Source organism: Streptomyces sp. NPDC058796, from assembly GCF_042745235.1.
Lineage (GTDB): Bacteria > Actinomycetota > Actinomycetes > Streptomycetales > Streptomycetaceae > Streptomyces.
In genome coordinates this window covers 1-25,543 of sequence record NZ_JBHYOP010000003.1, presented here as the reverse complement: position 1 = coordinate 25,543, position 25,543 = coordinate 1, and the positions used below count along the sequence as shown (strand labels likewise).

Annotated in this window: 16 protein-coding genes, 2 tRNA genes, 3 pseudogenes and 1 riboswitch; of the genes and pseudogenes, 14 read left to right on the top strand and 7 right to left on the bottom strand. The window is 73.3% G+C overall.

Annotated elements, in window-relative coordinates:
• From ACFW47_RS08730 to ACFW47_RS08690, 9 genes and pseudogenes are all read left to right on the top strand, one after another.
• Window positions 1-382: pseudogene (locus tag ACFW47_RS08730) on the top strand (RNA helicase); the annotation flags it as partial.
• A 174-nt stretch (window positions 383-556) separates the two neighbouring features.
• Window positions 557-2,092, top strand: a complete 1,536-nt coding sequence (locus tag ACFW47_RS08725) for an amino acid permease (protein ID WP_386288975.1) — start codon at window positions 557-559, stop codon at window positions 2,090-2,092.
• Window positions 2,093-2,207: 115 nt separating this feature from the next.
• A tRNA-Lys gene (locus ACFW47_RS08720) sits at window positions 2,208-2,280 on the top strand.
• A 100-nt stretch (window positions 2,281-2,380) separates the two neighbouring features.
• Window positions 2,381-2,647: pseudogene (locus ACFW47_RS08715) on the top strand (hypothetical protein); the annotation flags it as partial.
• A 77-nt stretch (window positions 2,648-2,724) separates the two neighbouring features.
• Window positions 2,725-3,855 (top strand): dihydrofolate reductase family protein, encoded by a 1,131-nt coding sequence (locus ACFW47_RS08710; RefSeq protein ID WP_386305263.1) that lies wholly within the window; start codon window positions 2,725-2,727, stop codon window positions 3,853-3,855.
• 56 nt (window positions 3,856-3,911) lie between these two features.
• A tRNA-Met gene (locus ACFW47_RS08705) sits at window positions 3,912-3,985 on the top strand.
• Window positions 3,986-4,185: 200 nt separating this feature from the next.
• Window positions 4,186-5,370 (top strand): PP2C family protein-serine/threonine phosphatase, encoded by a 1,185-nt coding sequence (locus ACFW47_RS08700; RefSeq protein WP_386305262.1) that lies wholly within the window; start codon window positions 4,186-4,188, stop codon window positions 5,368-5,370.
• 248 nt (window positions 5,371-5,618) lie between these two features.
• Window positions 5,619-5,775: riboswitch (cyclic di-AMP (ydaO/yuaA leader) on the top strand.
• Between the two features lie 11 nt (window positions 5,776-5,786).
• Window positions 5,787-6,818 (top strand): M23 family metallopeptidase, encoded by a 1,032-nt coding sequence (locus ACFW47_RS08695; RefSeq protein WP_386288981.1) that lies wholly within the window; start codon window positions 5,787-5,789, stop codon window positions 6,816-6,818.
• Between the two features lie 139 nt (window positions 6,819-6,957).
• A complete protein-coding gene (locus ACFW47_RS08690; RefSeq protein WP_386288983.1) occupies window positions 6,958-7,902 on the top strand; it encodes an aldo/keto reductase in 945 nt (314 codons plus the stop codon).
• Between the two features lie 6 nt (window positions 7,903-7,908).
• Here the strand turns inward: ACFW47_RS08690 and ACFW47_RS08685 are convergent, their stop codons facing one another.
• From ACFW47_RS08685 to ACFW47_RS08670, 4 genes are all read right to left on the bottom strand, one after another.
• The gene (locus ACFW47_RS08685) at window positions 7,909-9,327 is read right to left on the bottom strand and encodes a PrsW family intramembrane metalloprotease (protein WP_386288985.1); all 1,419 of its coding nucleotides are present in this window, start codon (window positions 9,325-9,327) and stop codon (window positions 7,909-7,911) included.
• Between the two features lie 39 nt (window positions 9,328-9,366).
• Window positions 9,367-10,212, bottom strand: coding sequence for a tRNA (guanosine(46)-N7)-methyltransferase TrmB (trmB, locus tag ACFW47_RS08680; RefSeq protein WP_386288987.1), 846 nt, complete (start codon window positions 10,210-10,212; stop codon window positions 9,367-9,369).
• Window positions 10,213-10,276: 64 nt separating this feature from the next.
• Window positions 10,277-11,497, bottom strand: a complete 1,221-nt coding sequence (gene lhgO, locus ACFW47_RS08675; protein ID WP_386288989.1) for an L-2-hydroxyglutarate oxidase — start codon at window positions 11,495-11,497, stop codon at window positions 10,277-10,279.
• A 93-nt stretch (window positions 11,498-11,590) separates the two neighbouring features.
• A complete protein-coding gene (locus ACFW47_RS08670; RefSeq protein WP_386288990.1) occupies window positions 11,591-13,015 on the bottom strand; it encodes an MFS transporter in 1,425 nt (474 codons plus the stop codon).
• A 679-nt stretch (window positions 13,016-13,694) separates the two neighbouring features.
• On the opposite strand from ACFW47_RS08670, the gene ACFW47_RS08665 reads away from it, so the two are divergent.
• Together ACFW47_RS08665 and ACFW47_RS08660 are read left to right on the top strand one after the other, a co-directional pair.
• On the top strand, window positions 13,695-15,812 hold the full coding sequence (locus ACFW47_RS08665; protein ID WP_386305260.1) for an asparagine synthase-related protein: 2,118 nt from the start codon (window positions 13,695-13,697) through the stop codon (window positions 15,810-15,812).
• 176 nt (window positions 15,813-15,988) lie between these two features.
• Window positions 15,989-16,381: pseudogene (locus tag ACFW47_RS08660) on the top strand (BTAD domain-containing putative transcriptional regulator); the annotation flags it as partial.
• A 78-nt stretch (window positions 16,382-16,459) separates the two neighbouring features.
• Here the strand turns inward: ACFW47_RS08660 and ACFW47_RS08655 are convergent.
• Window positions 16,460-18,493: a sigma-70 family RNA polymerase sigma factor gene (locus ACFW47_RS08655; RefSeq protein ID WP_386305258.1), complete on the bottom strand. Its 2,034-nt coding sequence runs from the start codon at window positions 18,491-18,493 to the stop codon at window positions 16,460-16,462.
• A gap of 267 nt (window positions 18,494-18,760) precedes the next feature.
• Window positions 18,761-19,555 (bottom strand): TetR family transcriptional regulator, encoded by a 795-nt coding sequence (locus tag ACFW47_RS08650; RefSeq protein WP_386288995.1) that lies wholly within the window; start codon window positions 19,553-19,555, stop codon window positions 18,761-18,763.
• A 372-nt stretch (window positions 19,556-19,927) separates the two neighbouring features.
• Here ACFW47_RS08650 and ACFW47_RS08645 point away from each other — a divergent pair, with 372 nt between their 5' ends.
• On the top strand, window positions 19,928-21,304 hold the full coding sequence (locus tag ACFW47_RS08645; protein ID WP_386305256.1) for an NAD(P)/FAD-dependent oxidoreductase: 1,377 nt from the start codon (window positions 19,928-19,930) through the stop codon (window positions 21,302-21,304).
• A 212-nt stretch (window positions 21,305-21,516) separates the two neighbouring features.
• Window positions 21,517-23,169, top strand: a complete 1,653-nt coding sequence (locus tag ACFW47_RS08640) for a SpoIIE family protein phosphatase (protein ID WP_386288999.1) — start codon at window positions 21,517-21,519, stop codon at window positions 23,167-23,169.
• Window positions 23,170-23,251: 82 nt separating this feature from the next.
• On the opposite strand, the gene ACFW47_RS08635 is transcribed toward ACFW47_RS08640, so the two are convergent.
• The gene (locus ACFW47_RS08635; RefSeq protein WP_386305657.1) at window positions 23,252-24,529 is read right to left on the bottom strand and encodes an MDR family MFS transporter; all 1,278 of its coding nucleotides are present in this window, start codon (window positions 24,527-24,529) and stop codon (window positions 23,252-23,254) included.
• Between the two features lie 136 nt (window positions 24,530-24,665).
• Here ACFW47_RS08635 and ACFW47_RS08630 point away from each other — a divergent pair, with 136 nt between their 5' ends.
• Window positions 24,666-25,214, top strand: coding sequence for a MarR family winged helix-turn-helix transcriptional regulator (locus ACFW47_RS08630; protein WP_043382094.1), 549 nt, complete (start codon window positions 24,666-24,668; stop codon window positions 25,212-25,214).
• Window positions 25,215-25,543: the final 329 nt, after the last annotated feature.

The window sequence follows — 25,543 nt, the reverse complement described above, 5'->3', positions numbered from 1 at the left end:
CCGTGGGGGTCGCTCCTTCGAGCGTCGTGACGACCGTGGTGGCCGTTCGTTCGAGCGTCGTGACGACCGCGGTGGCTTCCGCCGGGACGACCGTCGCGATGACCGTGGTGACCGTGGGGGTCGCTCCTTCGAGCGTCGTGACGACCGTGGTGGCCGTTCGTTCGAGCGTCGTGACGACCGCGGCGGCTTCCGCCGGGACGACCGTCGCGACGACCGCGGCGGCCACCGAGGCAGCGACCGTCCCTTCAACCGCGACCGCCAGGGCGACCGTCCCGGCTTCCGCTCCGGCGGGCACGACCGCCCGTACGGCCGCCGTGACGACCACCGCGGTTCCTCCTTCGGCCGCCGTGACGACAAGCCGCGCTGGAAGCGCAACGGCTGACGCGACGGCTGACGCCGAGTAGTACCGAGCGCCGTGGCCTCCGCCCCTCACCGGGCGGAGGCCACGGCGCTTCGGCTTCCCGCTCCCCGGGCCGTTCCGCGGACCGTTCTCCGGACCAGCTTTCGGCCAGCGAGTGACGCATGTCACGTTCCCCGCAGGGGAATTGCTGGGGGCATGACAGATGACGCCAAGGCGAGCGGGCTCTCGGACGAGGAACGGCTGGCCCAGCTCGGCTACACCCAGGTTCTGGCCCGCCGCATGTCGGCGTTCTCCAACTACGCGGTCTCCTTCACCATCATCTCGGTCCTCTCCGGCTGCCTGACCCTCTACCTGTTCGGCATGAACACGGGCGGCCCCGCGGTCATCACGTGGGGCTGGGTCGCCGTCGGTCTGATGACCCTCTTCGTCGGCCTGGCGATGGCCGAGATCTGCTCGGCGTACCCGACCTCGGCGGGCCTGTACTTCTGGGCGCACCGCCTGGCACCGCCCCGTACGGCCGCCGCCTGGGCCTGGTTCACGGGCTGGTTCAACGTGCTCGGCCAGGTCGCGGTCACCGCCGGTATCGACTTCGGGGCCGCGTCCTTCCTGGGCGCCTACCTGAACCTCCAGTTCGGCTTCGAGGTCACCCCCGGCCGCACGATCCTCCTCTTCGCGGCCATCCTGATCCTCCACGGCCTGCTGAACACGTTCGGTGTCCGCGTCGTCGGTCTCCTGAACAGCATCAGCGTCTGGTGGCACGTCGTGGGCGTGGCGGTGATCGTCGGCGCGCTGACCTTCGCGCCGGACCAGCACCAGTCGGCGTCCTTCGTCTTCGGCGAGTTCGTCAACAACACGGGCTGGGGCAGCGGCGTCTACGTGGTCCTCATCGGTCTCCTGATGGCCCAGTACACCTTCACGGGCTACGACGCCTCCGCCCACATGACGGAGGAGACGCACGACGCGTCGACGGCGGGCCCCAAGGGCATCGTCCGCTCCATCTGGACGTCCTGGATCGCCGGCTTCGTCCTCCTCCTCGGCTTCACCTTCGCCATCCAGTCCTACGAGGGCGCCCTGACGTCCCCCACCGGCGCGCCGCCCGCGCAGATCCTGCTCGACGCGCTCGGCGCCACCGCGGGCAAGCTGCTCCTCCTCGTCGTCATCGGAGCCCAGCTGTTCTGCGGGATGGCCTCGGTGACGGCCAACAGCCGCATGATCTACGCCTTCTCGCGCGACGGCGCGCTGCCCTTCTCGCGCCTCTGGCACACGGTGAACCCGCGCACCCGCACGCCGGTGGCGGCCGTCTGGCTGGCCGCCCTGGGCGCACTCGCCCTGGGCCTGCCCTACCTGATCAACGTCACGGCGTACGCGGCGGTGACGTCGATCGCCGTCATCGGCCTCTACATCGCCTACGTCCTCCCGACCCTGCTGCGGGTGCGCAAGGGGGCCGCCTTCGAGCGGGGGCCGTGGCACCTGGGCCGCTGGTCGCAGGCGGTGGGCGTGGTCGCGGTGGCGTGGGTCTGCGTCATCACGGTCCTGTTCATGCTGCCGCAGGTCTCGCCGGTCACCTGGGAGACCTTCAACTACGCGCCGATCGCCGTCCTGGTCGTCCTCGGCTTCGCCGCGACCTGGTGGGTGGCCTCGGCCCGCCACTGGTTCCTCAACCCCGACCACGAACGCACCCGGGCCCGTGTGGCGGCCCGCGCGAACGCACCGGAGCCGGTGGACCCGTAACACGGCGCCGCACGGCGCGCGCGACGCGGCCGGGACCCGGATACCCGATCGGAGTCCCGGCCGCGTCGGGCTATGCTCGGTATGGCAACATCACGCAACACCGTGCGGCACCCCTGGGCCCTTAGCTCAATTGGCAGAGCAGTGGACTTTTAATCCATTGGTTGTGGGTTCGAGTCCCACAGGGCCTACTGGCCGGACCCCAGCTCACAGAGTGAACGAGCTGGGGTCTTTGTCATGCAGCACCGTCATCCAGCTGCAGAGGCCCTCGGCGTGCGTACAACTCCCCCCATGTTGGCCGGGTTTGGTCTCCGCCCCCGCAGGGTCACCCCGCGCCGCCTCGGCGCCGCCGTGGTCTACGGCGTCTTCGTCGCGGGCTGGTACCTGGGGCAGCCGGTGACCCCAGAGCGCCGCGTGGGACAGGCCGCCCTCGACCGGTGGTGGTTCGGCCAGCCCGTGAGGTCCGACGGCTGCCTCGAGGACCGGGCCACCGCCGGGTACGACGCCCGCCCCGCACCGGCGGAGCCGGCCGACCCCGGCCGCTACCTCGACAACCTCGGCTGACCGTCGCAGATCATTGTGGGAGTGGCGATGATCGAGGCCCGCCACACCAGTCCGCCCCCGGAGTACGCCCCATGCCCCTTCCCCACGTCCTCCTCTCCGCCGCCGTCTCCCTGGACGGCTACCTGGACGACACCGGTCCCGAACGGCTCCTGCTCTCCTCGCCCGCCGACTTCGACCGGGTCGACGAGGTGCGGGCGTCGGTCGACGCGATCCTCGTCGGGGCCGGAACGATCCGGGCCGACAATCCGCGGTTGCTGGTGAACTCCGCCGAGCGGCGGGCCGCCCGGGTCGCGGCGGGGCGGGCGGAGTACCCCCTGAAGGTCACCGTCAGCGCCACCGGCGAGCTGGACCCGGCGGCCCGGTTCTGGCACACGGGCGGGGAGAAGGTGCTGCTGACCACGGACGAGGGCGCCCGGCGGGCCCACGCGCTCGGGATCGCCGCCGACGTCGTGCCGTTCGGCGCCGTGCTCGACTGGCGGGTGGCGCTGGAGTACCTGCACGACCGGCGGGGGGTGAGGCGGCTCATGGTCGAGGGCGGGGGGACCGTGCACAGCCGGCTGCTGCGGCAGGAGCTCGCCGACGAGCTGCAGCTCGTGCTCGCGCCGCTCCTCGTGGGCGACCCGGCCGCGCCCCGGCTGTTCGGGCCCGGCGGGTACCAGAGCGGGCGGCTCAGGCTGGTGGAGGCGCGGCGCATCGAGGACGTCGTACTGACGCGGTACCTGCCGACGGCGCCCGGCACCGGCGACCGGGTCACGGCCGCCGACCGGCACTGGCTGGCGCTCGCCTGCGAGCTGGCCGAGCTGTGCCCGGCGTCGGAGACGGCGTTCAGTGTGGGGGCGGTCGTGGTCGCCGCCGACGGCACGGAGCTGGCGCGGGGGTACTCCAGGGAGCGCGGGGACGCCGTGGTGCACGCGGAGGAGGCCGCGCTGGCCAAGACCGACCCGGACGATCCGCGGCTGGCGACGGCCACCGTGTACTCCAGCCTGGAGCCGTGCGCCCGCCGCGCCTCCCGGCCGGCCCCGTGCGCCCGGCTGATCCTCGACGCGGGGATGCGCCGCGTGGTCACGGCCTGGCGGGAGCCGGACACCTTCGTGCCGGGGGCGGACGGCAGCGGTGTGCTCGTCGGCGGGGGCGCCGCCGTCGTCGTACTGCCGGAGTACGAGGAGCGGGCGAAGGCTCCGAACCGTCACCTGGAGGGGTAGAGAGATACGGATGTGCATTCCGCCCCCGGGATGACGTACAGTGGTGAACACAACGACGCGGGGTGGAGCAGCTCGGTAGCTCGCTGGGCTCATAACCCAGAGGTCGCAGGTTCAAATCCTGTCCCCGCTACTGAAGGCCGAAGGCCGGAATCCGAAAGGGTTCCGGCCTTCGGTGCGTCCGGCGCACACCTCTGCATCCGTGCGTCCGCGCGTTCACCCGCTCGGCCCGCACCGCTCGCCGCCCGCCCCCGCTCCGGGAAGCCTGGAGGACGGGACGGCAAGCGGTGTGGAGTGCGGGGTGGCGGGAGACGAGTGGTGCGGCCAGGTGACGTGGACGACGAGGGGGCGTACGCCAGGGCCGGCGGCCGACTCCCCGGTGATCCCGTGCCCGACCCCGGACTGGGCGGCACCGCCGAGGTACTGCCAGCCGAGGCCGAGCCGCACCGCCGGACCCCGTACGGGCGAGTGCTCGTACGCGCACTGCCCGTCCTGCTGATCGTCGTCGCCGTCCTGTACGACATCTTCACCCCCCGCTACTTCACCGCGGGCCCCCTCTACACGGCCGCGCCCCTGGTCGCCGCCGCGGTCTACTCGCGGCGCGGCACGGTGCTCACGAGTGCCGCCGTGGTCGCCGCCGTCATCGGGCTCCAGCTGAGCAAGGAGGTCATCCACTACGTCGACTCCCTCACGGAGCTGATCACCATCACGACGGTGGCCGCGCTCGCCGTCCTCGTCAACGCCTTCGTGCGCCGCACCGGCGAGCGGCTCGTCTCCGTCCGCGAGATCGCCGAGGCCGCCCAGCGGGCCGTGCTGCCGGAACCCGCCGAGCGGATCGGCGGCTTCGAGATCGCCGCCTGCTACGAGGCGGCGCAGGCCGACGCGTTCATCGGCGGCGACCTGTACGCGGTGCAGGACAGCCCGCGCGGCATCCGGCTCATCGTCGGTGACGTGCGGGGCAAGGGCATGGGCGCGGTCGCCGCCGTCGCCGTGGTGATCGGCGCGTTCCGGGAGGCCGCCGAACAGGAGGCGACGCTGGAGGCGGTGGCCCAGCGGCTGGAGCGTGCGCTGGCCCGCGAGGGCACCCGGCGCGACGGGCTGGACGCCTTCGAGGGTTTCACCACCGCCGTGCTCGCCGAACTCCCGCACGGCGACGGAGTCGTCCGCGTCCTCAACCGGGGGCATCCGCCACCGCTGCTGCTCTACGCCGACGGCACCCTGCGCCTCCTGCCCGCCCGGGAGTCGGCGCTGCCGCTCGGGATGGGGGAACTCGGCGTGTGGCCCGACCGGGCGGAGGAGGCCCCGTTCCCCGGCGGGGCCACGCTGCTGCTGTACACCGACGGACTGTCGGAGGCCCGCGACGACCGGGGCGAGTTCTACGACCCGCACGAGCGGCTGGCCGGCTGCGTCTTCCGGCACCCGGAAGAACTGCTCGGCACCCTCGCCGAGGACGTGCGCAGGCACTCCGGGGGCGGCATGGCCGACGACATGGCTCTGCTCGCCGTGCGACGACCCTGATCACGGCCCGTGATGGAGCGAGCGCCCTCCGCATAACAACTGACACACCATCAGGTGTGGTGCTTGCGGGAAGTGGTGCCGAAGGGGCGCTGAAGGGGGGTCAACTCGCCCGGATTTCATCGCCCGTGAGGCGTGTGTCCACCCGGGTCTCCTTAATGATCAAGCGGAACGGCTTGGAATCAGAGGCCCCCGTCTATTAACGTTCGATAACGCAGCGCGGTCGTCCCAGCCGTCACAGAAGGCGGCTCCGTGCGCACGCGCCGAATCCCGCAAGGGAACCGGGGAACCACCACTTGGGGTGAATCGGGCGTATGACGCCGTGCCAGGCACGGCGGATATACGCGCGTAGGAGACCTTCCTGCTCCGAACCCGTCAGCTAACCCGGTAGGCGAAAGGAAGGAAAGGAGTACGCCCACGTGGCGTCCAACCGGCCTGCCCCCGAGGCCCCGTCCGTGCCCAGCGGGCACGACACCGACACCTTCGGCTACGACGTCCACCGCGCCGAAGAGGGCCCCTGGGAGGAGTGGAACCCCACCGCGGAGTCCATCCGCCCCGTGCGCGGCCGGCACCGCGTCGCCAAGCAGCGCGGCGGCCTCGCCCGCAGCTCCACCGTCCTGGGCGTCGGTGTCATAGCCGCCGTCGGCGCGGGCGGCATGGCCAGCGCGCAGACCGGCAAGCCGCCGGTGTCCATCTCCATGCCGGACCTGCCGAACGTCGGCTCGCTCATCACCGACGAGGAGCCCGAGCCCGAGGGTTCCGCCACCCCGCTCAGCGGCATCGCCGCCGCCTCCGCCGGCACCGGCGAGGAGAGCACCGCCGACGCCGGCGAGTCGCTGCGCGCGCGGATCATGGCGCAGGCCGAGCAGCAGCAGGCCCAGGTCGAGAGCAAGGCCGCCGCCGAGGCCGCGGCCGCCGCCGAGAAGAAGGCCGCGGAAGCCGCCGCCAAGGCGGCTGAGGAGGCCGAGGCCAAGGCCGCCGCCGCCAAGAAGAAGGCCGAGGAGGAAGCCGCGAAGAAGGCCGAGGCCGAGCGGCTCGCGAAGCTGGCCAAGCAGTACACGCTGCCCACCTCCTCGTACACGATCTCCTCCACCTTCGGGCAGGCGGGCCCCTACTGGTCCTCCGGCCACCACACCGGACTCGACTTCGCCGCCCCCACGGGCACGCTGCTCAAGGCGGTGCACAGCGGCACGATCACGTCGGCCGGCTGGGACGGGTCGTACGGCTACAAGACCGTGCTCACCCTCGACGACGGCACCGAGATCTGGTACGCCCACCAGTCCTCGATCAACGTCAGCGTCGGCCAGAAGGTCACCACCGGCGACGTCATCGGCCGCGTCGGTGCCACCGGCAACGTCACCGGCGCCCACCTCCACATGGAAGTCCACACGGCCGGCGGCGGCAGCCTCGACCCGATGGCATGGCTGCAGAGCAAGGGCCTCACGCCCTGAACCACTCCGCACACGCCGATCGTCACTCCTGATCCCCGGCGGTCCTGACGGCGACCCCCCGACGTCAGGGCTGCCGGTTTGCGGGATCTTTGCCCCGCTGCCGGAATCCCGGGGACCGTCGGGCTCGTTGACGCGCTACATGACTTCTCTGCGCAAGCTCGGCTCCTCCGACCTGGAGGTCTTCCCCCTCGCCCTCGGCGGCAACGTCTTCGGCTGGACCGCCGACCAGGACACCTCCTTCGCCGTCCTCGACGCCTACACCGCGGCGGGCGGCAACTTCGTCGACACCGCCGACTCCTACTCCGCGTGGGTCGACGGCAACAGCGGCGGTGAGTCCGAGACCGTCCTCGGCCGGTGGTTCGCGGCCCGCGGCAACCGTGACGACGTCGTCCTCGCCACCAAGGTCAGCCAGCACCCCGAGTACCCGGGACTGAGCGCCGCGAACATCAAGGCGGCCGCCGACGCCTCGCTGCGCCGCCTGGGCACCGACCACATCGACCTCTACTACACCCACTTCGACAAGCCCGAGGTGCCGGTCGAGGAGATCATCGGCGCGCTCGACGAACTGGTGCGGGCGGGCAAGGTGCGGCACATCGCCGCCTCCAACATCTCCGCCGAGCGGCTCGCCGCCTCCCTGGACTTCTCCGACCGCGAGGGCCTCGCCCGGTACGTGGCACTCCAGCCCCACTACAACCTGGTCTCGCGCGACACCTACGAGGGCGGACTGCGCGACCTCGCCGAGCGGGCCGGGCTGGCCGCCGTTCCCTACTACGCCCTGGCGTCCGGATTCCTCACCGGGAAGTACCGGCCCGGCGCGAGGGTCGACAGTCCGCGCGCGGGCGGCGCCGCCAAGCACCTGGAGAGCGAGCGCGGGCAGCGGGTCCTCGCGGTCCTGGACGAGATCGCCGAGACCCACTCCGCGCCCGTCGCCACGGTCGCCCTGGCCTGGCTGGCCGCACAGCCGACGGTGGCCGCGCCGATCGCGTCCGCGCGCACGGTGGAGCAGCTGCCGGCGCTGCTGGAGGCGGCGGAGCTGACCCTGACGGAGGACGAGACCCGGCGGCTGACGGAGGCGTCGGCCTGAGGCAGGCTACGGCCGGTGGGGGTGGGGCTGGGAGTACGGCGCGTACGGGTACGGGGGCCGGGCGGGCATGGGGTACGGCGTCGGGGCGGGGGCCGGGGCCGCCGCGAGGGCCGGAGCCCAGGGGCCCGCATGTCCGTACGTGGTGCAACCGATGTGGGCGCCGTACATCCCGGGCGCTCCGGGCACTCCGTATCCGGGCACCCCGTATCCGGGCCAGGGGGCGACGGGCGGGGGAGCCGTGGCGCGGGCCGCGTGGTCCAGCGCCGGGCGCGCCACCTCGCGGCGTTGCCACAGGGCGCCCAGCAGTTCCCGTTCCCGTACGGCGAAGTCGGCGCCCGCGCGGCCCTTTCGCCCCCGCTGTCGCAGGAACGCCAGCGAGGTCGCGTACGCCTCGTACTGCGCCACCGCCCGAGCGGCCGGTTTCCCGGCGTGCCGGCGGGCGTACTGCCGGGCGAGGCGGCGGGCGTGCATCGAGCCGAGCGCGTACGGCTCCGCCGGGGCCAGCCAGCCGGCCAGTACGTACGCGGGCAGCTCGTCGCGCACGGTGCGCAGTTCGCGCTGGCGGGTCCAGATCACCAGCCAGGTCAGCAGGCCGAAGCAGGGCACCATGAACGCCCCGTACACGGCGAAGAAGCCGTACTCGCCGAACGCGGCCGAACCGTTCCACAGCGCGTGCATGCCCATCGCGAGCAGCAGACCGGCCAGCGGGAGCAGGGCGCGGCGCAGGCGGTGCCGGCCGGTGGAGAGGGCGGCGATGCCGAAGCCGATGCCGGTGAGCACGGTGAACAGCGGGTGGGCGAAGGGCGACATCACGACGCGGACGAAGAAGGTCGCGGCGGTGACGGAGGCGAAGCCGCTGTCGCCGGTGAGCTGGTCGGTGCCGAAGGCGTTGCCCAGGTAGAGGATGTTCTCGGTGAAGGCGAAGCCGGTGGCGGTGACGCCGGCGACGACCACGCCGTCGACGATGCCGGTGAAGTCCCGCCTGCGGAAGAGGAAGACCAGGAGGACGGCGGCGGCCTTGGCGGACTCCTCGACGACGGGCGCTATGACCGTGGCGCCCAGGGTGTCGGCCCCGGCCGGGTCGGCGGTCGCCGTGGCGATCCATCTCGTCGCGAAGCTGTTGGCGATGATCGCTATCAGAGCGGCGGCGCAGGCGCCCCAGGCGAAGCAGAACAGCAGGTTCCGCCAGGGTCCGGGCTCGACCCGGTCCAGCCAGCGGAACGCGGCTATGAGCAGCGGCACGGGCAGCACCGCGAGGCCGAGTCCGACCAGGAAGCCGTGGGTGCCGGTCTGTTCTCGCACCAGGGCCAGGATCACCAGGCCGGATATCGCCAGCAACGTGGCCACTGCCCCGTAGCGCACCCAGGCGCGCTGCCACCAGTGCGGGCGCGGCGGATTCGTCGGATACGGGGGACAGGTGGCCACGGCATGGACCCTAACCGGTGGGGGCTGCTCTGACGCTGGTCACGGCGCGATACGCGGTGCTCGCCGTTCGGGGTGCGGTACGCGGCGGAAGAGCAAGTCGTTCACCACATGACCCTTGTCCAGTCCCTGGCCCTCGAAACGGGTCAGCGGCCGGTGGGCCGGACGCGGCGCGAATCCGCCGCCGGGCGCGGTGTTCTCGAAGTCGGGGTGCGCGGTGAGCACCTCGAGCATCTGCTCGGCGTACGGCTCCCAGTCGGTGGCGCAGTGCAGGACGGCCCCCGGTGCGAGCCGGGTCGCGGCGAGGGTCAGGAACTCCGGCTGGATCAGGCGGCGCTTGTGGTGCCGCTTCTTGGGCCAGGGGTCGGGGAAGTAGACGCGCAGTCCGGCGAGGGAGTCGGGGGCGAGCATCTCGCGCAGGAGGATGATCGCGTCGCCGTTGCCCACCCGGATGTTGGACAGGTCGTTCCGCTCCGCGAGACCGAGCAGGTTGCCCTGGCCGGGGGTGTGGACGTCCACGGCGAGGATGTTGCTGCCCGGGTCGGCGGCGGCCATCTGCGCGGTGGCCTCGCCCATGCCGAAGCCGATCTCCAGGACGACGGGGTGGTCGTTGCCGAACAGCTCACCGAGGTCGATGACCCGCTGCCCGTCGATGTCCAGCCCCCACAGCGGCCACAGCCGCTGCAGCGCGTCCGCCTGCCCGGCGGTCACCCTGCTCCGGCGGGGCTGGAAACTCCGGATCCGCCGCTCGAAGTGCGACCCGGCCGGGTCGGCCTTCGGCCCGTCGGGGAACCGGGGCTCACCCTTGGCCCGGATGTGCCGGACGGGCGCCCCGGGATGCGGTGCGGCTGGCTGGGGGGCGTCGGAAGCGCGGCGGAAATCAGACACAGTGCCTTCGATTTTACGGCGGGGTGTGCGGTGGGCCGGGCCTCCCCGGGCCGGGGGCGCCCGGTCAGGTGGCCCCGAGCATTTCCAGGGCCCGTCGGCCCACCTCACGGCCGATCGGGAGGGAGGCCGTCGCTGCGGGGGACGGGGCGTTGAGGACGTGTACCGCGTGGGCGCCCTCGTGGATCAGGAAGTCGTCCACCAGCGTCCCGTCCGCCAGCACCGCCTGCGCCCGCACCCCCGCGGGTGCCGCCACCAGGTCGTCCTCCGTCACCGCGGGCAGCAGCCTGCGCACGGCCGTGGTGAACGCCGCCTTGGACAGCGAGCGCCGCAGCTCGCCCGCCCCGTACCTCCAGTGCCGCCGGGCTATCCGCCACGAGCCCGGCCAGGCCAGCGTCCCGCCCAGCTCGCGGGGCCGCACCACGCCCCAGCCGTACCCCTCCCGGGCGAGGGCCGGCACCGCGTTGGGCCCGACGTGCACACCGCCGTCGATCCCCCGGGTCAGATGCACGCCGAGGAACGGGAAGGCCGGGTCCGGCACCGGATACACCAGGCCCCGCACCAGCTCCGGACGCGCCAGTTCGTAGTACTCGCCCCGGAAGGGGACGATCCGCATACCGGGGTCGTCGCCGGTCAGGCGGGCGACCTCGTCGCAGTGCAGTCCCGCGCAGTTGACCATGACCCGGGCGCGCAGCACGTCCCCGGAGCGGGTGCGGACGGCGACCCCGCGGCCGGGGCGGCGGTCGATGTGCCGCACCTGGGCTCCGTAGCGGATCTCCGCGCCGGAGGCGTGCGCCAGCTGCCGGGCCACGGCCACGTAGTCGCAGACGCCGGTGGTGCCGACGTGTATGGCGGCCAGGCCCGTGACCTCCGGCTCGTACTCCGGGATCTGGGCGGCGCCCAGCTCGCGCACCGGTATGCCGTTCTCCCGGGCGCGCTGCACCAGGGCGTGCAGGCGGGGCAGCTCGGAGCGGTCGGTGGCGACGATCAGCTTGCCGGTGACGGCGTGCGGGATGCCGTACTCCGCGCAGAACTTCACCATCTCCGCCGCACCCCGCACCGCGAAGCGGGCCTTCAGCGAGCCCGGGCGGTAGTAGACGCCGCTGTGGATGACGCCGCTGTTGCGGCCCGTCTGGTGCCGGGCCGGTCCCGGTTCCTTCTCCAGCACCGTCACCCGCGTGCCCGGCGCCGCACGCGTGATCGCGTACGCCGTCGACAGGCCGACGATCCCGCCGCCGATCACCAGCACGTCGCAGTCGTGCCCGGTCACGGTCCGTACTTGTGCCATCTCCCGGCCCACCTCCCGGTTCCGATAGTGCACTGCGCCACTGACAATGCCTTCAAACCCGGGCCCGGCGTGATGTCGATCAGGGGGCGGTCGTCAGGCCGTGGTCATCAGCAGCGGCCGGGCGCGCTCGCGCAGCTCGACCACGCGCGGCTCGTCGCCGTACGGCTCCAGGCGGTGCAGGAGGTCCTTCACGTACTCGGTGGTACGGGCCGAGGAGATGCGCCCGGCCACCTCGACCGCCCGCACGCCCTGCTCGCAGGCCGCGTCCAGGTTGCCGGACTCCAGCTCGGCCACCGCGGAGACGACGAGCCTGAGTCCGTGCGAGCGTACGAACTCCTCCGTCGGCTTCGACAGGGCCTGCTCGGTGAAGCGGCGGACCTGGCGTGGTGCCTTCAGGTCGCGGTAGCACTCGGCCGCGTCGGCGGCGAACCGGTCGTAGGAGTAGAAACCCAGCCACGTCGGGTCGCTGTCGCCCGGCCGGGCGCGCTCCAGCCAGCTTTCGGCGGCCTTCAGGGCGGCGCCGGCCGCCGGGGCGTCACCCGCGCGCGCGTGGGCGCGGGCCTCGACCAGCCGGAAGAAGCTCATGGTGCGTGCCGTGGCCAGGCCCCGGTTGCGTTCGAGCGCTGCCTGGGCGAGGTCCACGCCCTCGTCGCCGAAGCCGCGGTAGGTCGCCTGGAGGGACATGGAGGCCAGCACGTAGCCGCCCAGGGGGACGTCGGCCGCGGCGCGGGCCAGGCGCAGCGCCTGGATGTAGTACCGCTGGGCCGCCTCCTGCTGGCCGGTGTCGAAGGCCATCCAGCCCGCCAGGCGGGTCAGTTCGGCCGAGGCGCCGAAGAGGGCGCGGCCGACCTCGTCGGAGTAGGAGCCGAGGAGCAGCGGCGCCGCCTCGACGCGTAAACACTCGGGGACCATCGACGAACGCCAGTCGCCGCCGCCGTACTTGGAGTCCCAGCGCCGCGCGTCCTCGGCTGCCTCCCGCAGCTTCCGCACGTCGCTGTGGCCGACTTTGAGCGGTGCGCCGGAGCCCTCGGCCGGGCCCGCCTCGCGCGCCACCGAGCTGTCGGCCGGGGTTATCAGCCACCGTGACGCCGGCGTCGCGTACGCGCTCACCGCGAACGAACCGGCCAGCGACTGCCAGATGCCGCCGGCGCCGGAGCGGCGGCCGGCCAGGTCGAGGCGGTACAGCTCGGTGGCCGACCTGACCGCCTGGCCGACGTCCCGGGGGAAGGCGAGGCCCACTTCGGGGGCGGGGTCCGCGTCCGCCAGGCCGATCTCGTGCAGCGGCACCGGGCGGCCGAGCTTCTGGCCGATGGCCGCGGCGATGAGGTGCGGCGCCGCACCCTGCGGCACCATGCCCTTCGACACCCAGCGCGCCACCGACGTCTTGTCGTAGCGCAGCGTCAACCCGCGCTGGGCGCCGAGGTCGTTGACGCGCCGGGCGAGACCCGCGTTGCTGATTCCCGCGAGGGCGAGAACGGCGCCGAGCTTTTCGTTCGGCCCGCGTTGCTCCCTGGACATGCGCCACCCCTCGACACAGACGGCTGCCGCGCTGGCATAACCACGCGGCATTCGTAAACCCAGCGTAGTTCGCCGCATCCCATGCGTTAAGAGGCATTGTTCCGGATGGCGGGATTGTGGCCCGTACTCAAGTGCGGTCCCAGCACGGTCCGTTGCCGCGTGCTCCCGCTGTGTGGCCGTGCGCCCGGCCGTGCGCTCTTCTCCGGCCATCGGGGGAGCGGTTCCATGGGCGGTGCGTGGGTCGGCCCGCTGTACTGGATCCAGTGGGCTGGGGGACACCGCCGCCTACATCCCCGCGGGCGGCGGACCGGTCCGGGGGGTGCGCCTCGCCTCCCGGGCTGCGCGCCGCCGGACGGTGCGCGGAGCCTGTACGGAGCGTGTCCGAGCGTGCTTTCGTAACGTCGAATTGGCTGAAAATCGACCCCGGCTTTTCCGGGGTACCACCGCCCTCACCATGGATATTGAGGGCGCGTTGGGTGGCCAAGGGGCGCGTTGCGGGGGCGCATTCGCGTCGTCTTCACGCCTCCGAGCAGGCCGTCGGCCTTCGCGGGTGGACACCCGCGGGGGCGCATTCATGGGAGCACGTGCGGCTCCGCCGCTGCTCTGCGGCGCGCCCTTCATGGCAGCATGGGACCAGTTCGTACGGTGCACTGGTTGTCCCCAGCCTGTGGAGGCGTCGATGCGGTGGTTGGTGGGGTGGAGCAGCGCCGCCGTGGGGGCCGGGGGGATCGCCGGTGCGGCCGGCTCGGCGGGGGCCACCGGGTACGACGGTGAGACCCTGCAGCCCGTCGGTTCGCAGCTTTTGTGGGGTGACCCCGATCCCCTGTGGGCGGTCGGTGACTGGCGCCCCGACGAGGTCCGCGTCGTCTCCGCCGACCCCCAGACCCGGATCGCCGTGCTCGGCATCTGCGGGGCGAGCGACGAGCAGCTGCGGGTCAGCCTGTTCGCCGCGCGGGGCGGAGCACTCCGGCACCTGACCGCGTGGCCGGGGAGCTACACGGCGGTGGTCCAGGTCGGGCGGCGGATCACCGTCTGCGGCGATCTCGCGGGGGCGCGACCGGTGTTCCACACCCCCTGGGCGGGCGGCACCGCCTACGCGACCGCCGCGCTGCCCCTGGCCGACCTCGTCGAGGCCAACCTCGACTTCGGACACCTCGCCGCGCTGCTCGCCGCGCCCGACGTGCCGGCCGCGCTGGACGACTCCACCCCGTACGACGGCGTGAAGCGCATTCCGCCGGGGCATGCGCTGATCCTGCGCGCCGGGGCGCGCGAGGTCGCCGGGTACGAACCGGTGGCCTCCCTCGCCGTCGCGGCGCCCGCGGCCGACCCCGACCGCGCGGTGGACGGTGTACGGGACGCCCTGGTGGAGGCCGTACGCACGCGTCTCGCCGCGCCCCGGCACGTACCCGGGGACGGCATCGACCCCGGACCCGTCCCGGGCATGGGACCCGCGGAACGGCGCGCCGCGCGCGGGATGCCGGTGCCGGGGATCGGCGCCGACCTCTCCGGCGGACCGGCCTCGGGGACGCTGGCGCTGCTGGCCGCCGGGCTGCCGGGCATGCCGGGGACCGTGCTCGGGCACGGCACGGGGGCGGGGGAGCGGCTGCTGGCCGTCACCTTCAACGACCTCGCCGTCGGCGGGCAGGAGGCCGAGCTGGCGCGGGCGGGGGCGCTGGCGGCCAATCCGCGGCTGCACCACGTCGTCGTGACGGGCGGCGAGGACATGCTGCCGTACGGCGTCCTGGACGGGCCGCTGACCGACGAACCGGGCTCCTCCCTGATCGCGGCGGCCCGGCACCGGGCGCGGCTCGCGGCGGGCAGCGCGGACCACTTCACGGGGTACGGGGCGCGGCAGGTGCTGGACGCGCACCCGGCGCGCCTCGCCGACCTCCTGATGGACCGCAAACGGCGCCATCTCGTGCGGCCGGTCGCCGCGATGGCCAAGGCGGACGGCTCGGTGCTGGTGCCCGCGCGGGTGTACGCCGCGGCGCGGCGGCTGGCGCGGACGCCGTACCGGTCCGGTCTCGAGGTGCTCTCCGAGCGGCTGCTGCGGCGCCGCTTCGACGCGCCCGGCGACGGGGCGATGGACGCGTCGCTGGCCGTGCTGACCTGGGCGGGGCCGGGGCCGGCGGCGCGGTGGCTGACCGGGGAGGCGCTGGCCGAAGTATCGGTTCGCCTGCAGATGTCGTCCCAGAGGTCGGGGGTGGGGCCGGGGCAGCGGCCGGGCGACTTCCGGGCGCGGGCGGCGCTGGCGCGGCAGGCGGCCGACATCCGGGTGTTGGAGCAGGCCGCCGAGATCCGCTTCCAGCGGCTGCACACGCCGTTCCTCGACAACCAGGTCGTCCGCGCGTGCCGGGCGCTGCCGGAGGCGCTGCGGGTGCAGCCGGGGGCGCGGGCGTCGATCCTGCGGACGGTGCTGGAAGGGGCGGGGGTGAGCGAGCTGCCGAGCGGGTGGGGGGCGCCGACGCAGGCGGTGGCCGCTTCGGCCGCGCGGACGGGGCTGCGGGTCGCGGCGGACTCCCTGATGGGGCTGTTCGACACGCCGCTGCTCGCCGAGGCGGGGCTGGTGGAGGCGCGGGTCGTGCGCAAGGCGGTGCGGGCCGCGGCCGCGGGTGAGGCACTGCCGCTGGACGGCCTGGCCGACCTGGTCTCCCTGGAGCTGTGGCTGCGCCGCCTGCTCGCCCGGCGCGGCACGTGCTGGACGGGCACGCCCGCGCGGCAGCGTGCGGTGCCCGCGGGGATCGCGCCGCAGCGGGGGGCGCTGGGCGGGGCGGGGGCGGTTGTGCGGCGGGGGTGACGCGGGGTCTTCGCAGGGGGAGTCCCCGGCAGTGGCGCGGGGAGAGGCACAGGGAGTGGCGCGGAGGCGCGGGGCGTCCTGTCCTCGACCGGACCGCGCACGACCGCGTACGCCCGCAGGTACCGCCCGGCGCGCAACACCCCGGGCCGTCGGCCCCGACCGGCGACAATGACCCCGTGCGGTACAGAATCCTGGGCATCACCCAGGCGGAGGACCACGGCACCCCGGCGGCCCCCGTCTGCGCGCGCTGCTCACCGCCCTCGCCCTGCGGCCCGGTCACCTCGTCAGCCCGACGACACTGATCGACGAGGTCTGGGCCGACGACCCGCCCCGGGACGCCCCCGCCGCCCTCCAGGCCGTCGTCGGCCGTCTCCGCCGTGCCCTCGGCAAGGACGCCGTCGCCTCCGGACCCGGTGGACACCGGCTCGCCGCGGCCCGCGACGACGTGGACCTCTTCGTCTTCGAGCGCCTCGTACGGCAGGGCACCACCGCCCTCGACGGCGGTGACGCCGCGACCGCCGCCCGCCTGCTGGACGGCGCTCGCCCTCTGGCACGGCCCCGCCCTCAGCCCCGAGGACGTACTGCGCGACCCCGACGGGACGGCGTACCGGGCCGCGGTGCCGGGCCGGACCACGCCGTGAGCGGTGTCAGGCGCACGTGAACCGCGACTGCGCCCAGTCGGCCAGTGCCAAGCCGTCGAGGTGGTTGTGGGGCTCCACGGCCAGCGTCACGCTCTCGCGTCCCGTGAGGTTCACGTGGACGGGCACGGCCGGGTCGCCGCCCTTGACCATCCCCGACCTCCACAGCCGGACGCCGTCGGCGTACACCGCGAAATAGACCTTGCCCAGCTTCATCGTCAGGTCGTCCACGCCGACCAGGGCGTCGTAGGACGAGCAGGAGCGGTTGAGGTCGATGACGGCGCTGGAGCGCCCGTGCACCGTGACGCCGTACTCGTACCGTTCGCCGCCGATCGAGAGTGCCGAGCGCTGCCACACCCAGCTGCTCTCGCCCAGCCGCATCTCCGGGCCGCTGCCGTCGCCGGTGACGTCGTACACCAGCTCGCTCCACCGGTAGACGGCCGGCGCGGGCGGCGGGGTCGGCGTGGGCGTGGGCGTCGGGGCCGGGGTAGGGGGCGGTTCCGGGGTGGGCGTCGGCGTGGGGGAAGGGGGCGGCGCCGGCTCGGGTGTCGGGCTGGGGGTGGGTGTCGGGGTCGGCTCGGGGGCGGCCACTGGTGGGCGTGGACGGGGTGGCCGGGGCGTGGGCGTGGGCGTGTCCGGGGCGGGCTGGGCAACCGGCGAGGAGGCGGGCGGGCCCGCCTTCGGCGGCTGCTTCGCCGGCGTCTCATCGCCGACCAGGGCGAAGACCAGCGCCGCCGCGGCGGCCACCGCCACCACGCCGGCCGCGATGCCGGCCTTCACGGGGGCGCCCAGCCCTTCGGAGGCGGCCGCGCCGCCCCCGGCCCCCGCCCCACCGGACGCGCCTCCCCCCGCGGCGGCCGCCGCGCCCGCGGCCCCCGCCGCACCGGCGCCCGCGCCGCCGGCGACGAACCCCGCCGCCTTGGCGTACCCGGCGGCACCGAACCAGCCGATGACCGCGACGGGCACCACGGCGGGGATGCCGCTCGCGACCTCCTCGATCTGGCTGGCCGCCAGCCGGCACCGGGCGCACTCCTCCAGGTGCTTGCGCAGCCCTCGTTCGGCCCGGATGCGCAGCCTGCCGCGCGCGTAGGTGCCGAGCTGGTCGGCGTAGCGGGCGCACTCCTCGTCGGCGGCGAGGGTTTCGCTGACGTGGGCCTGGAGATAGGCCTGCTTCAGGCCCTCCCGGGCGCGGCTGGCGAGCACCCGGGTGCCGTTGGCGTCGAGCCCGAAGAGCACGGCCACCTCGCTCGGCGACTCGTCCTCGACCTCGGTGTGCCACAGCACGGCCTGCCACCGCTCGGGCAGCGACCGGAAGGCCCGCATGGCCATGGACTGCTCGGCCTCGTGCATGGCCCGGACGTCGGCGCCCAGTTCCAGGGTGTCGTCGTCCGCCGCCTTGGCGGAGTGCGCGGCCTGCGCGGCGAACACCGCGAAGTCGTCCACCAGCTGTTCCCGTCCGGCCGACCGGGTCCACCCGGCGGCGACCCGGCGGACGGCGGTGAGCAGGTAGGCGCGTACGGCGTGCTCGGGGCCCGAGCCGCCGCGCACCGCCTGGAGCATGCGGGCGAAGACCTCGGCCGTCAGGTCGTCCGCGGTGTGGGCGTCGCGGCAGCAGGTGCGTGCGTACCGGCGCACCGCGTCCGCATGGCGCCGGTACAGCTCCTCGTAGGCCGTGTCGTCGCCCGAGCGCATCCGCCCGATCAGCTCCGCGTCGGATTCCGGCACCTCCCGCGGTGGCGGAAGGATTCCCCCGTCGTACACCTCGTGCGACGCCGGGAGAACAGTGTCCTCGTGCAGCTTCCGCTGAGCGGGGACGGCCGCTTCAGCGGGTCCAGTCCCCTCAGCGGGACCCACCGCGTCGGCCGGTCCGGACTCCTCGGGGACGCCCCCTTTCACGGGCTCCGGCCCCTCGGCGGTTTCGGCACCCTCACCGGACTCGTCCGGGACCCGGGCCGGCCCGCCCTGGCCCGGCACCTGCGGCGGCGGCTCGCCGGGGCCGGTGCCGTCCTCGCCGAGTGATCCGTCCCGCCCGTCAACGCTCATCGCGGATAGCCCCCGCCACCTGCCCGCCCAGTCCCGAACACCGGGTCAGCGTGCCATACCGGCCTTTGGCCAGGACACCGCAGTGCACGCTGTCACTCGTCTGTGGGGACTTCCCGAAAGCCGGTAATGACGATCAGTTGTTCGGGTAGGGAGGAAACCTCTCGCGGCGGGCTTCGGCTGCGCGCTTCGCGTGCGAGTTCGTCCGGCGTCGGGCGGGACACGTGGAGTCGACCGCCACGCCCCGCCCGGGTCGACCGCACATCCGCGTCACGACGCGGGACGCGACCGAAGACCCTCCAGCAGGATGTCCAGCAGCCGGGCCGACGCGGCCGCCTGATGTGCCGCGTCCGGAAGCGAGGGCGCCGCCGTGGCGATCACCAGCAGTACGTCCGACACCGACACGTCCGGCCGCAGCTCGCCCGCTGCCCGCGCCCGCTCGACGAGCCGCCCCACCACATCGAGCAGCGCCGCCGCCCCGCCGTCGTCCACCACGGAAACCGACGCACCGGCCGAGTCCCCCGCGGACGCCGTGCCCTCGGGCACCAGCCGCAGCTCGCCGGAGCCCGGCTGTATCCGCTGCTGCGGCACCCGCGGCTCGCCGCCCACGGCACCGTCGTCGCCTTCGTCGGACACCCCGACCCGCAGCACCTGCGGGGGCAGCAGCCGGCCCGCACCCGAGGCCACAGATGTCCGCAGGAAGCGCGAGAGCGCCGACCACGGCTCGTCCTCCTGCCCGAGCGCCGCCCGGGCCTGATCGGTCAGCCGGGCCGTCTCCTCCTCGGCTATTCGCCGCACCAGGACGTCCTTGCTGGGAAAGCGCCGGTACACCGTGCCGACACCGACCCGCGCGCGCCGCGCCACGTCCTCCATCGGCGCGCCGTACCCCAGCTCGCCGAACACCTCGCGCGCCGCGCGCAGCACGTGCTCCAGATTGCGCTGGGCGTCCACGCGCAGCGGCGCGGTCCGCGCTCCGTCCCCACGTCCGCCGCCCGGTGCCGCGCTCATCGCGCCACCGGGCGCGACGGTGGACGTGGACGACCAATGAGAGCCCTGAACATGCATAGCCAATCCCCCGGTAATGACGTCTCCCCCCGGAGACTCTCCCCGCCATCGAAAGCCGGAGTGCGGCGGAAAGGCTCGCTTCCCGGCCCGCCCGTCGCGGACCCGATGAGCACATCCCCCTACGCTCCGTGGGAAGAACATAGTTGAGCGGGGGTCAATTCAGAAGGGGCAGGTTCCGCACGGTGCGCCCCTCGACCGGAGCACGGATCGCATACGCCCGGAACACGCCGCCCTCCGGCCCCGCTCCCACCCCCACTGACCTGCGCGTCGTCCCCGTACCGAAGCCATTGCGCCGAACATCCGCCGCCACCGTCTCCGGTCACACAAATCGACGAGCCTGTGGACAAACGCAAGCGCCGGGTGCGTCATGGGATGGTGAAGGAACGTGCGCGCATTCTCGTTGTCGGCGGTGGCTACGTCGGGATGTACACGGCCCTGCGCCTCCAGCGGAACCTGAGAGGGGAACTGAGGCGCGGCGAAGCCGAGATCACGGTCGTCACGCCCGACCCCTACATGACGTACCAGCCGTTCCTCCCCGAGGCGGCGGCCGGCTCCATCTCCCCCCGGCACGTGGTCGTGCCGCTGCGCCGCGTCCTCGGCCAGTGCGACGTCGTCATCGGCGAGGCCCGCTCCATCGACCACACCACCCGCACCGCCACCGTCTCCACCCTCGCCACCGAGGAGGGCGCCGGCGTCCGCAGACTGACGTACGACGAACTCGTCCTCGCGCCCGGCTCGGTCTCGCGCACCCTGCCCGTCCCCGGCCTCGCCGACCACGGCGTCGGCTTCAAGACCGTCGAGGAGGCCATCGGCCTGCGCAACCACGTCCTCGAACAGATGGACATCGCCTCCTCGACCCGCGACCCGGCCCTGCGCGACGCCGCTCTCACCTTCGTCTTCGTCGGCGGCGGCTACGCGGGCGTCGAGGCGCTCGGCGAGCTGGAGGACATGGCCCGCTACGCCGCGCGGTACTACCGCAACGTCACGCCCGACGACATGAAGTGGATCCTCGTCGAGGCCTCCGGCCGCGTCCTGCCCGAGGTCGGCGAGGAGCTCGGCCGCTACACGGTCACCGAACTGCGCCGCCGCAACATCGACGTACGCCTTCAGACCCGCCTGGAGTCCTGTGCCGACCGCGTCGCCGTACTCAGCGACGGCTCCCGCTTCCCGACCCGTACGGTGGTGTGGACGGCCGGCGTCAAGCCCCACCCGATCCTCGCCGGCACCGACCTCCCGCTGAACGAACGCGGCCGGCTCAGGTGCACCCCCCACCTCCGCGTCGACGGCGCCCCGCACGCGTGGGCCGCGGGAGACGCCGCCGCCGTCCCCGACGTCACCGCCGGCACGCCCGGCGCGGAATGCGCCCCCAACGCGCAGCACGCCGTCCGCCAGGCCAAGGTCCTCGGCGACAACATCACGCACGCCCTGCGCGGCGAACCCCTGGAGACGTACGGGCACACGTACGCGGGCTCCGTCGCCTCCCTCGGCTTCCACAAGGGAGTCGCCCACGTCTACGGGCGCCGGCTGAAGGGCTACCCCGCGTGGTTCATGCACCGCGCCTACCACCTCAGCCGCGTCCCCACCGTCAACCGCAAGGCGCGCGTGCTGGCCGAATGGGCCCTCGCCGGACTCTTCAAACGGGAGATCGTCTCCCTGGGGTCACTCGAACATCCGCGAGCCGAGTTCGAACTCGCGGCCGGTGGAAAGCCTTCTCAGGAGCACCCGGACAACCCGAAGGGGTCGTCCTGACCGGACGGAGGAACTCCCCCGGCAGGTCCCGCGTCTGACGGATGTCGGCCCGGCCCGCACCCTGCCAGACTGGTCCACCACCGCGGGGGCGCCACCGCCCGCGGACGCGTGCCCCCGGGGGCTTGGACCGGTCCCCGCCGCCCGGTCCGGGACCACCGACACCACCGGGGCGGCCGACAACTACACGAGGCAAGGACACGAGGCAAGGATTCGTGAACTTCACGCGCTGGAGCGCCCGGCTCCCCGGAACGCAGCGCCGCGCCGCAGCGCGGACCGACCCGCCCCTCACCCCGGACCGCCGGCCGGACGGCTCCGTACCCGCCGCCCGCGCCGAACAGCTGACCGACGAGGCCCCGCCCGTCCCCGAAGTCGACGAACTGCCCGTGCGCGACGTCCTCGACCGAGTCCCGGCCCTCGTCGCCCTCGTCCACGGCCCGGACCACCGCCTCGCCTACGTCAACGACGCCTACGTCGGCGCCTTCGGCACCCGCGCCCTGGGCGAACGAGGCCGCGAGGTCCTCCCCGAACTCTCCGAGCTGGGCCTCTTCCCCCTCCTCGACCAGGTCCAGCGCAGCGGCAGACCCCGCACCCTCAAGTCCCGCAAGGCCCCCGACGGCCGTTCCTACACCTTCACCTGCACCCCGGTCACCGAGCCCCACGACGGCGACGGGGACCGCGGTGTCCTCGTCTTCGCCACCGACGTCACCGACCACGCCGAGGCGGCCGCCCGCCTCCGCGCGAGCGAACGCCGCCAGCGCGAGACCGCCGTCACCCTCCAGCGCTCCCTGCTCCCACAGGAACTGGAGGAGCCAGACGACCTGCGTGTCGCCGCCACCTACCACCCCGGCGGCACCGAGGCCGCCGTCGGTGGCGACTGGTACGACGTGATCACCCTCGGCGGCGGCCGCACCGCCCTCGTCATCGGCGACGTCATGGGACGCGGCGTCCGCGCGGCGGCCGTCATGGGCCAGCTCCGTACGGCGGTCAGGGCCTACGCCCGCCTCGACCTGCCCCCGCACGAGGTCCTCCAGCTCCTCGACGGCCTCGCCACCGAGATCGACGCCAATCAGATCGCCACCTGTGTCTACGCCATCCACGACCCGAACGAGGGACGGCTCGTCTACGCGTCCGCCGGCCACCTGCCCATCCTGGTCCGCGACCAGAACGGCACCGTCCAGCGCGCCGACGAACCCACCGGCCCCCCGCTCGGCACCGGCGGCTGGATGCACACCTCCGGCTCGATCGCCCTCACCCCCGGCTCCACCGCCGTCCTCTACACCGACGGCCTGGTGGAGCGCCGCAACGAGGACCTGGACGAGGGCATCGCCGCCCTGGAACGCGCCCTGTCCGGCGCCACCGGCAGCCCCCAGGTCGTCTGCGACCGACTGGTCCGCTCGGCCGGCGTCACCCCGGACCACGACGACGACGTCGCCGTCCTCGTCCTCCAGCACCCCGCCCGCAAGGGCGCCGAGGCCGAGCGCTTCCGCAACGCCGCCCTGGAACTGCTCGGCGGCGTGGAGGCGGCCCCACGCGCGCGTGCCTTCGCGTCCGGCGTCCTCACCAGCTGGCGCTTCCCCACCGACCTGCACGACCTGGGCGTCCTGGCCACCAGCGAACTGGTCGCCAACTCCCTCCAGCACGGCACGCCCCCGATGCGGCTGCGCCTGCGCCGCACCGACCGCCGCCTGATCATCGAGGTCACCGACGGCGACGACCACCTGCCCAGACGCCGCCGCGCGGAACCCGGCGACGAGTCCGGCCGGGGCATCGCCATCGTCGCGACGATCGCCTCCAACTGGGGGTCCCGACGCACGCCCGGCGGCGGCAAGGCGGTCTGGTGCGAATTCCTCCTGCCGAAGCCGTGAGGCAGTGAGTCAGTAGGGCAGCAGGACAGCGAGGCCGTGACGGGCACCCGCCCGTCACGGCCTCACCGCCTCGGCTGCTCGGTCACGCCTCCGCGGCCGCCACCGCGTCGGACGGCGCCCCGCCCTGCGTGACCACCCGGCTCCGCGCGAGCGACGGCTGGTTCTGTACGTCCGTGAGCTGCCGCCCCAGCCGCACCGCCAGCACCGTGATGCCCAGCGAGATCAGCGTGAAGGCCACGATGTACGGCGCGTGCAGCGAGGCCCCGAGCGGGCCGCCCACCGCCGGCCCGATCGCCAGCGCGAGCTGCTTCACCAGGGCGAAGGCGGAGTTGTACTGCCCGGCGAGACCGGTCGGCGCCAGGTCCGCCACCAGCGGCGCCAGCGTCGGCGACAGCAGCGCCTCACCCAGCCCGAAGAGCGCGTACGTCGAGATGAAGGCGGCCGTCGCCATCGCCTGGCTGCCGTGCCCGAGCCCGGCATACCCGGCCACGGCCCACGCCACGGCCCAGATCAGCCCCACCGAGGCGATCACGCGTGACCGCTTCCGGCGCTCCACGAACTTCAGCACCGCGAACTGCGCGACCACGATCATCAGTGTGTTCGCCGCCAGCGCGGTCCCGAGCGCGGACGTGGAGATCCCGGCCGCCTCGACGCCGTACGCGCTGAGCCCCGACTCGAACTGCCCGTAGCAGGCGAAGAACAGCACGAAACCCAGCACGCACAGCTGCACCATGGCCCGGTTGCCGAGCAGCTGCTTCCAGCTGCCGCCGGCCGTCTGCCCCGGCACCTCCTCGACACGCGGCGCGCGCGGCGCACGCACCGTCGCCATCACCGCGACCAGCACCAGGAACATCGCGGCCTCGATCGCGAACAGCAGCGTGAACGACGAGGCTTTCGAGGTGTCGACCAGATGCCCACCGATGAGCCCGCCGACGCCGAGACCCAGGTTCTGCAGGAAGAACTGCATCGCGAACGCCCGCGACCGCGTCTCGGTCGTCGAGCAGTCGACGATCATCGTCGCGAGCGCCGGCTGCATCACGGCCTGCCCCGCCCCCAGCGCGGCGGCGGACGGCAGCACGGTGGTGGCCGAGGACGAGAGCCCGAGGCTCAGCGCCCCCAGCGCGGCGGTGACCAGGGCGACCAGCAGTACCGGCAGCGGGCCCCGCCGGACGATGGCCCGCCCGGCGAACGGCAGCACGATCAGCGCGGCCACGGCGAAGACGGCGAGTACGAGACCCGCCGTCACAGAACCGAGTCCCCGTACCTGCGCCACATAGACGTACAGGTAGGGGACGGTGAAGCCGAGCCCGAACGCGCTGAGTGCGTTGCCCACATGGATCCGGCGCATCGCTGCGCCCATTGCCCTGGTCACGTTCACCCTCTCTGGGTCGATGCTTCAGCCGTTAAAGCTGAAGACTTAGAAGCTAAAGTTCGAAGGTAAAGAGTACACAGCGAAGGACTTCAAGGCAAAGAAGCCCCGTGCCATACTGCGGGCCATGGGCGACACCTCCGGCGCCGGCGAGCCGACACTCGAAGAACAGATCGCCGCCTACCAGCGCGAATTCCAGGACCTCGACCCCCAGGTCGAGAAGATCGTCTCGGCGCTCTCCCGTCTGAACCGCCGTATGAACGTGGCGTACGGACGGCAGACCGCCGAGCTGGGCATCAGCAACACCGACTGGGAGGTGCTGAAGGCGCTCGTCCTCTCCGGCGCCCCCTACCGTCTGGGCCCCGGCGACCTCGCCAAGCGCCTCGGCCTCACCCCGGCCGCGATGACACACCGCATCGACCGCATGGTGGGGGAGGGGCTCGTCACCCGGGACCGGGACGAGTCCAACCGGGTCCGCGTCATCGTCGAGCTGACGGCGGAGGGGCGGGAGAAGTGGCTGGAGGCCATGCGTCTCGCCACGGTCTTCGAAGAGGACCTGCTCCAGGACCTCTCGGCGGACGAGCGATCGGCCCTCGGCGAGGTACTGACCCGCCTGCTGCGCAGGGTCGAGCACGCCCAGCCCGACGCCGGTGGCCGGCTCAGCGACCTCGATTAAAGATCTTGACAGGGATGCTTGACAGCCTCCTGGGCGATCCGTAAGGTTCTTCGGGTTGCCACCGGGCCGTAACGGTTCTGCGGCAACACCTTTCGCCGCGACAGCGGCACCCAGCCACCAGCACGACCTCCCTCCGGGAACTGTTTCGGCATGTCCGAATTCAATTCCGAAGGGACACGGCGACCCGCTCGACACCGATTGGGAAACGCCGGGAAAGTCCGCTAAGGTTTGGGACGTCGGAACGGCCCAACAGCCGCGAAGACAACCCCCTCTGACGGGGAATCAGAGCCCGAAAGGATCTGATAGAGTCGGAGCCGCCGGAAAGGGAA

What these genes read in the sequence shown, in the direction of transcription:
- ACFW47_RS08725 (WP_386288975.1), top strand. Translation starts at nt 557, where the DNA reads ATGACAGATGACGCCAAGGCGAGCGGGCTCTCGGACGAGGAACGGCTG.
- ACFW47_RS08710 (WP_386305263.1), top strand. Translation starts at nt 2,725, where the DNA reads ATGCCCCTTCCCCACGTCCTCCTCTCCGCCGCCGTCTCCCTGGACGGC.
- ACFW47_RS08690 (WP_386288983.1), top strand. Translation starts at nt 6,958, where the DNA reads ATGACTTCTCTGCGCAAGCTCGGCTCCTCCGACCTGGAGGTCTTCCCC.
- lhgO (WP_386288989.1), bottom strand. Translation starts at nt 11,497, where the DNA reads ATGGCACAAGTACGGACCGTGACCGGGCACGACTGCGACGTGCTGGTG.
- ACFW47_RS08670 (WP_386288990.1), bottom strand. Translation starts at nt 13,015, where the DNA reads ATGTCCAGGGAGCAACGCGGGCCGAACGAAAAGCTCGGCGCCGTTCTC.
- ACFW47_RS08665 (WP_386305260.1), top strand. Translation starts at nt 13,695, where the DNA reads ATGCGGTGGTTGGTGGGGTGGAGCAGCGCCGCCGTGGGGGCCGGGGGG.
- ACFW47_RS08655 (WP_386305258.1), bottom strand. Translation starts at nt 18,493, where the DNA reads ATGAGCGTTGACGGGCGGGACGGATCACTCGGCGAGGACGGCACCGGC.
- ACFW47_RS08650 (WP_386288995.1), bottom strand. Translation starts at nt 19,555, where the DNA reads ATGCATGTTCAGGGCTCTCATTGGTCGTCCACGTCCACCGTCGCGCCC.
- ACFW47_RS08645 (WP_386305256.1), top strand. Translation starts at nt 19,928, where the DNA reads ATGGTGAAGGAACGTGCGCGCATTCTCGTTGTCGGCGGTGGCTACGTC.
- ACFW47_RS08635 (WP_386305657.1), bottom strand. Translation starts at nt 24,529, where the DNA reads ATGGGCGCAGCGATGCGCCGGATCCATGTGGGCAACGCACTCAGCGCG.
- ACFW47_RS08630 (WP_043382094.1), top strand. Translation starts at nt 24,666, where the DNA reads ATGGGCGACACCTCCGGCGCCGGCGAGCCGACACTCGAAGAACAGATC.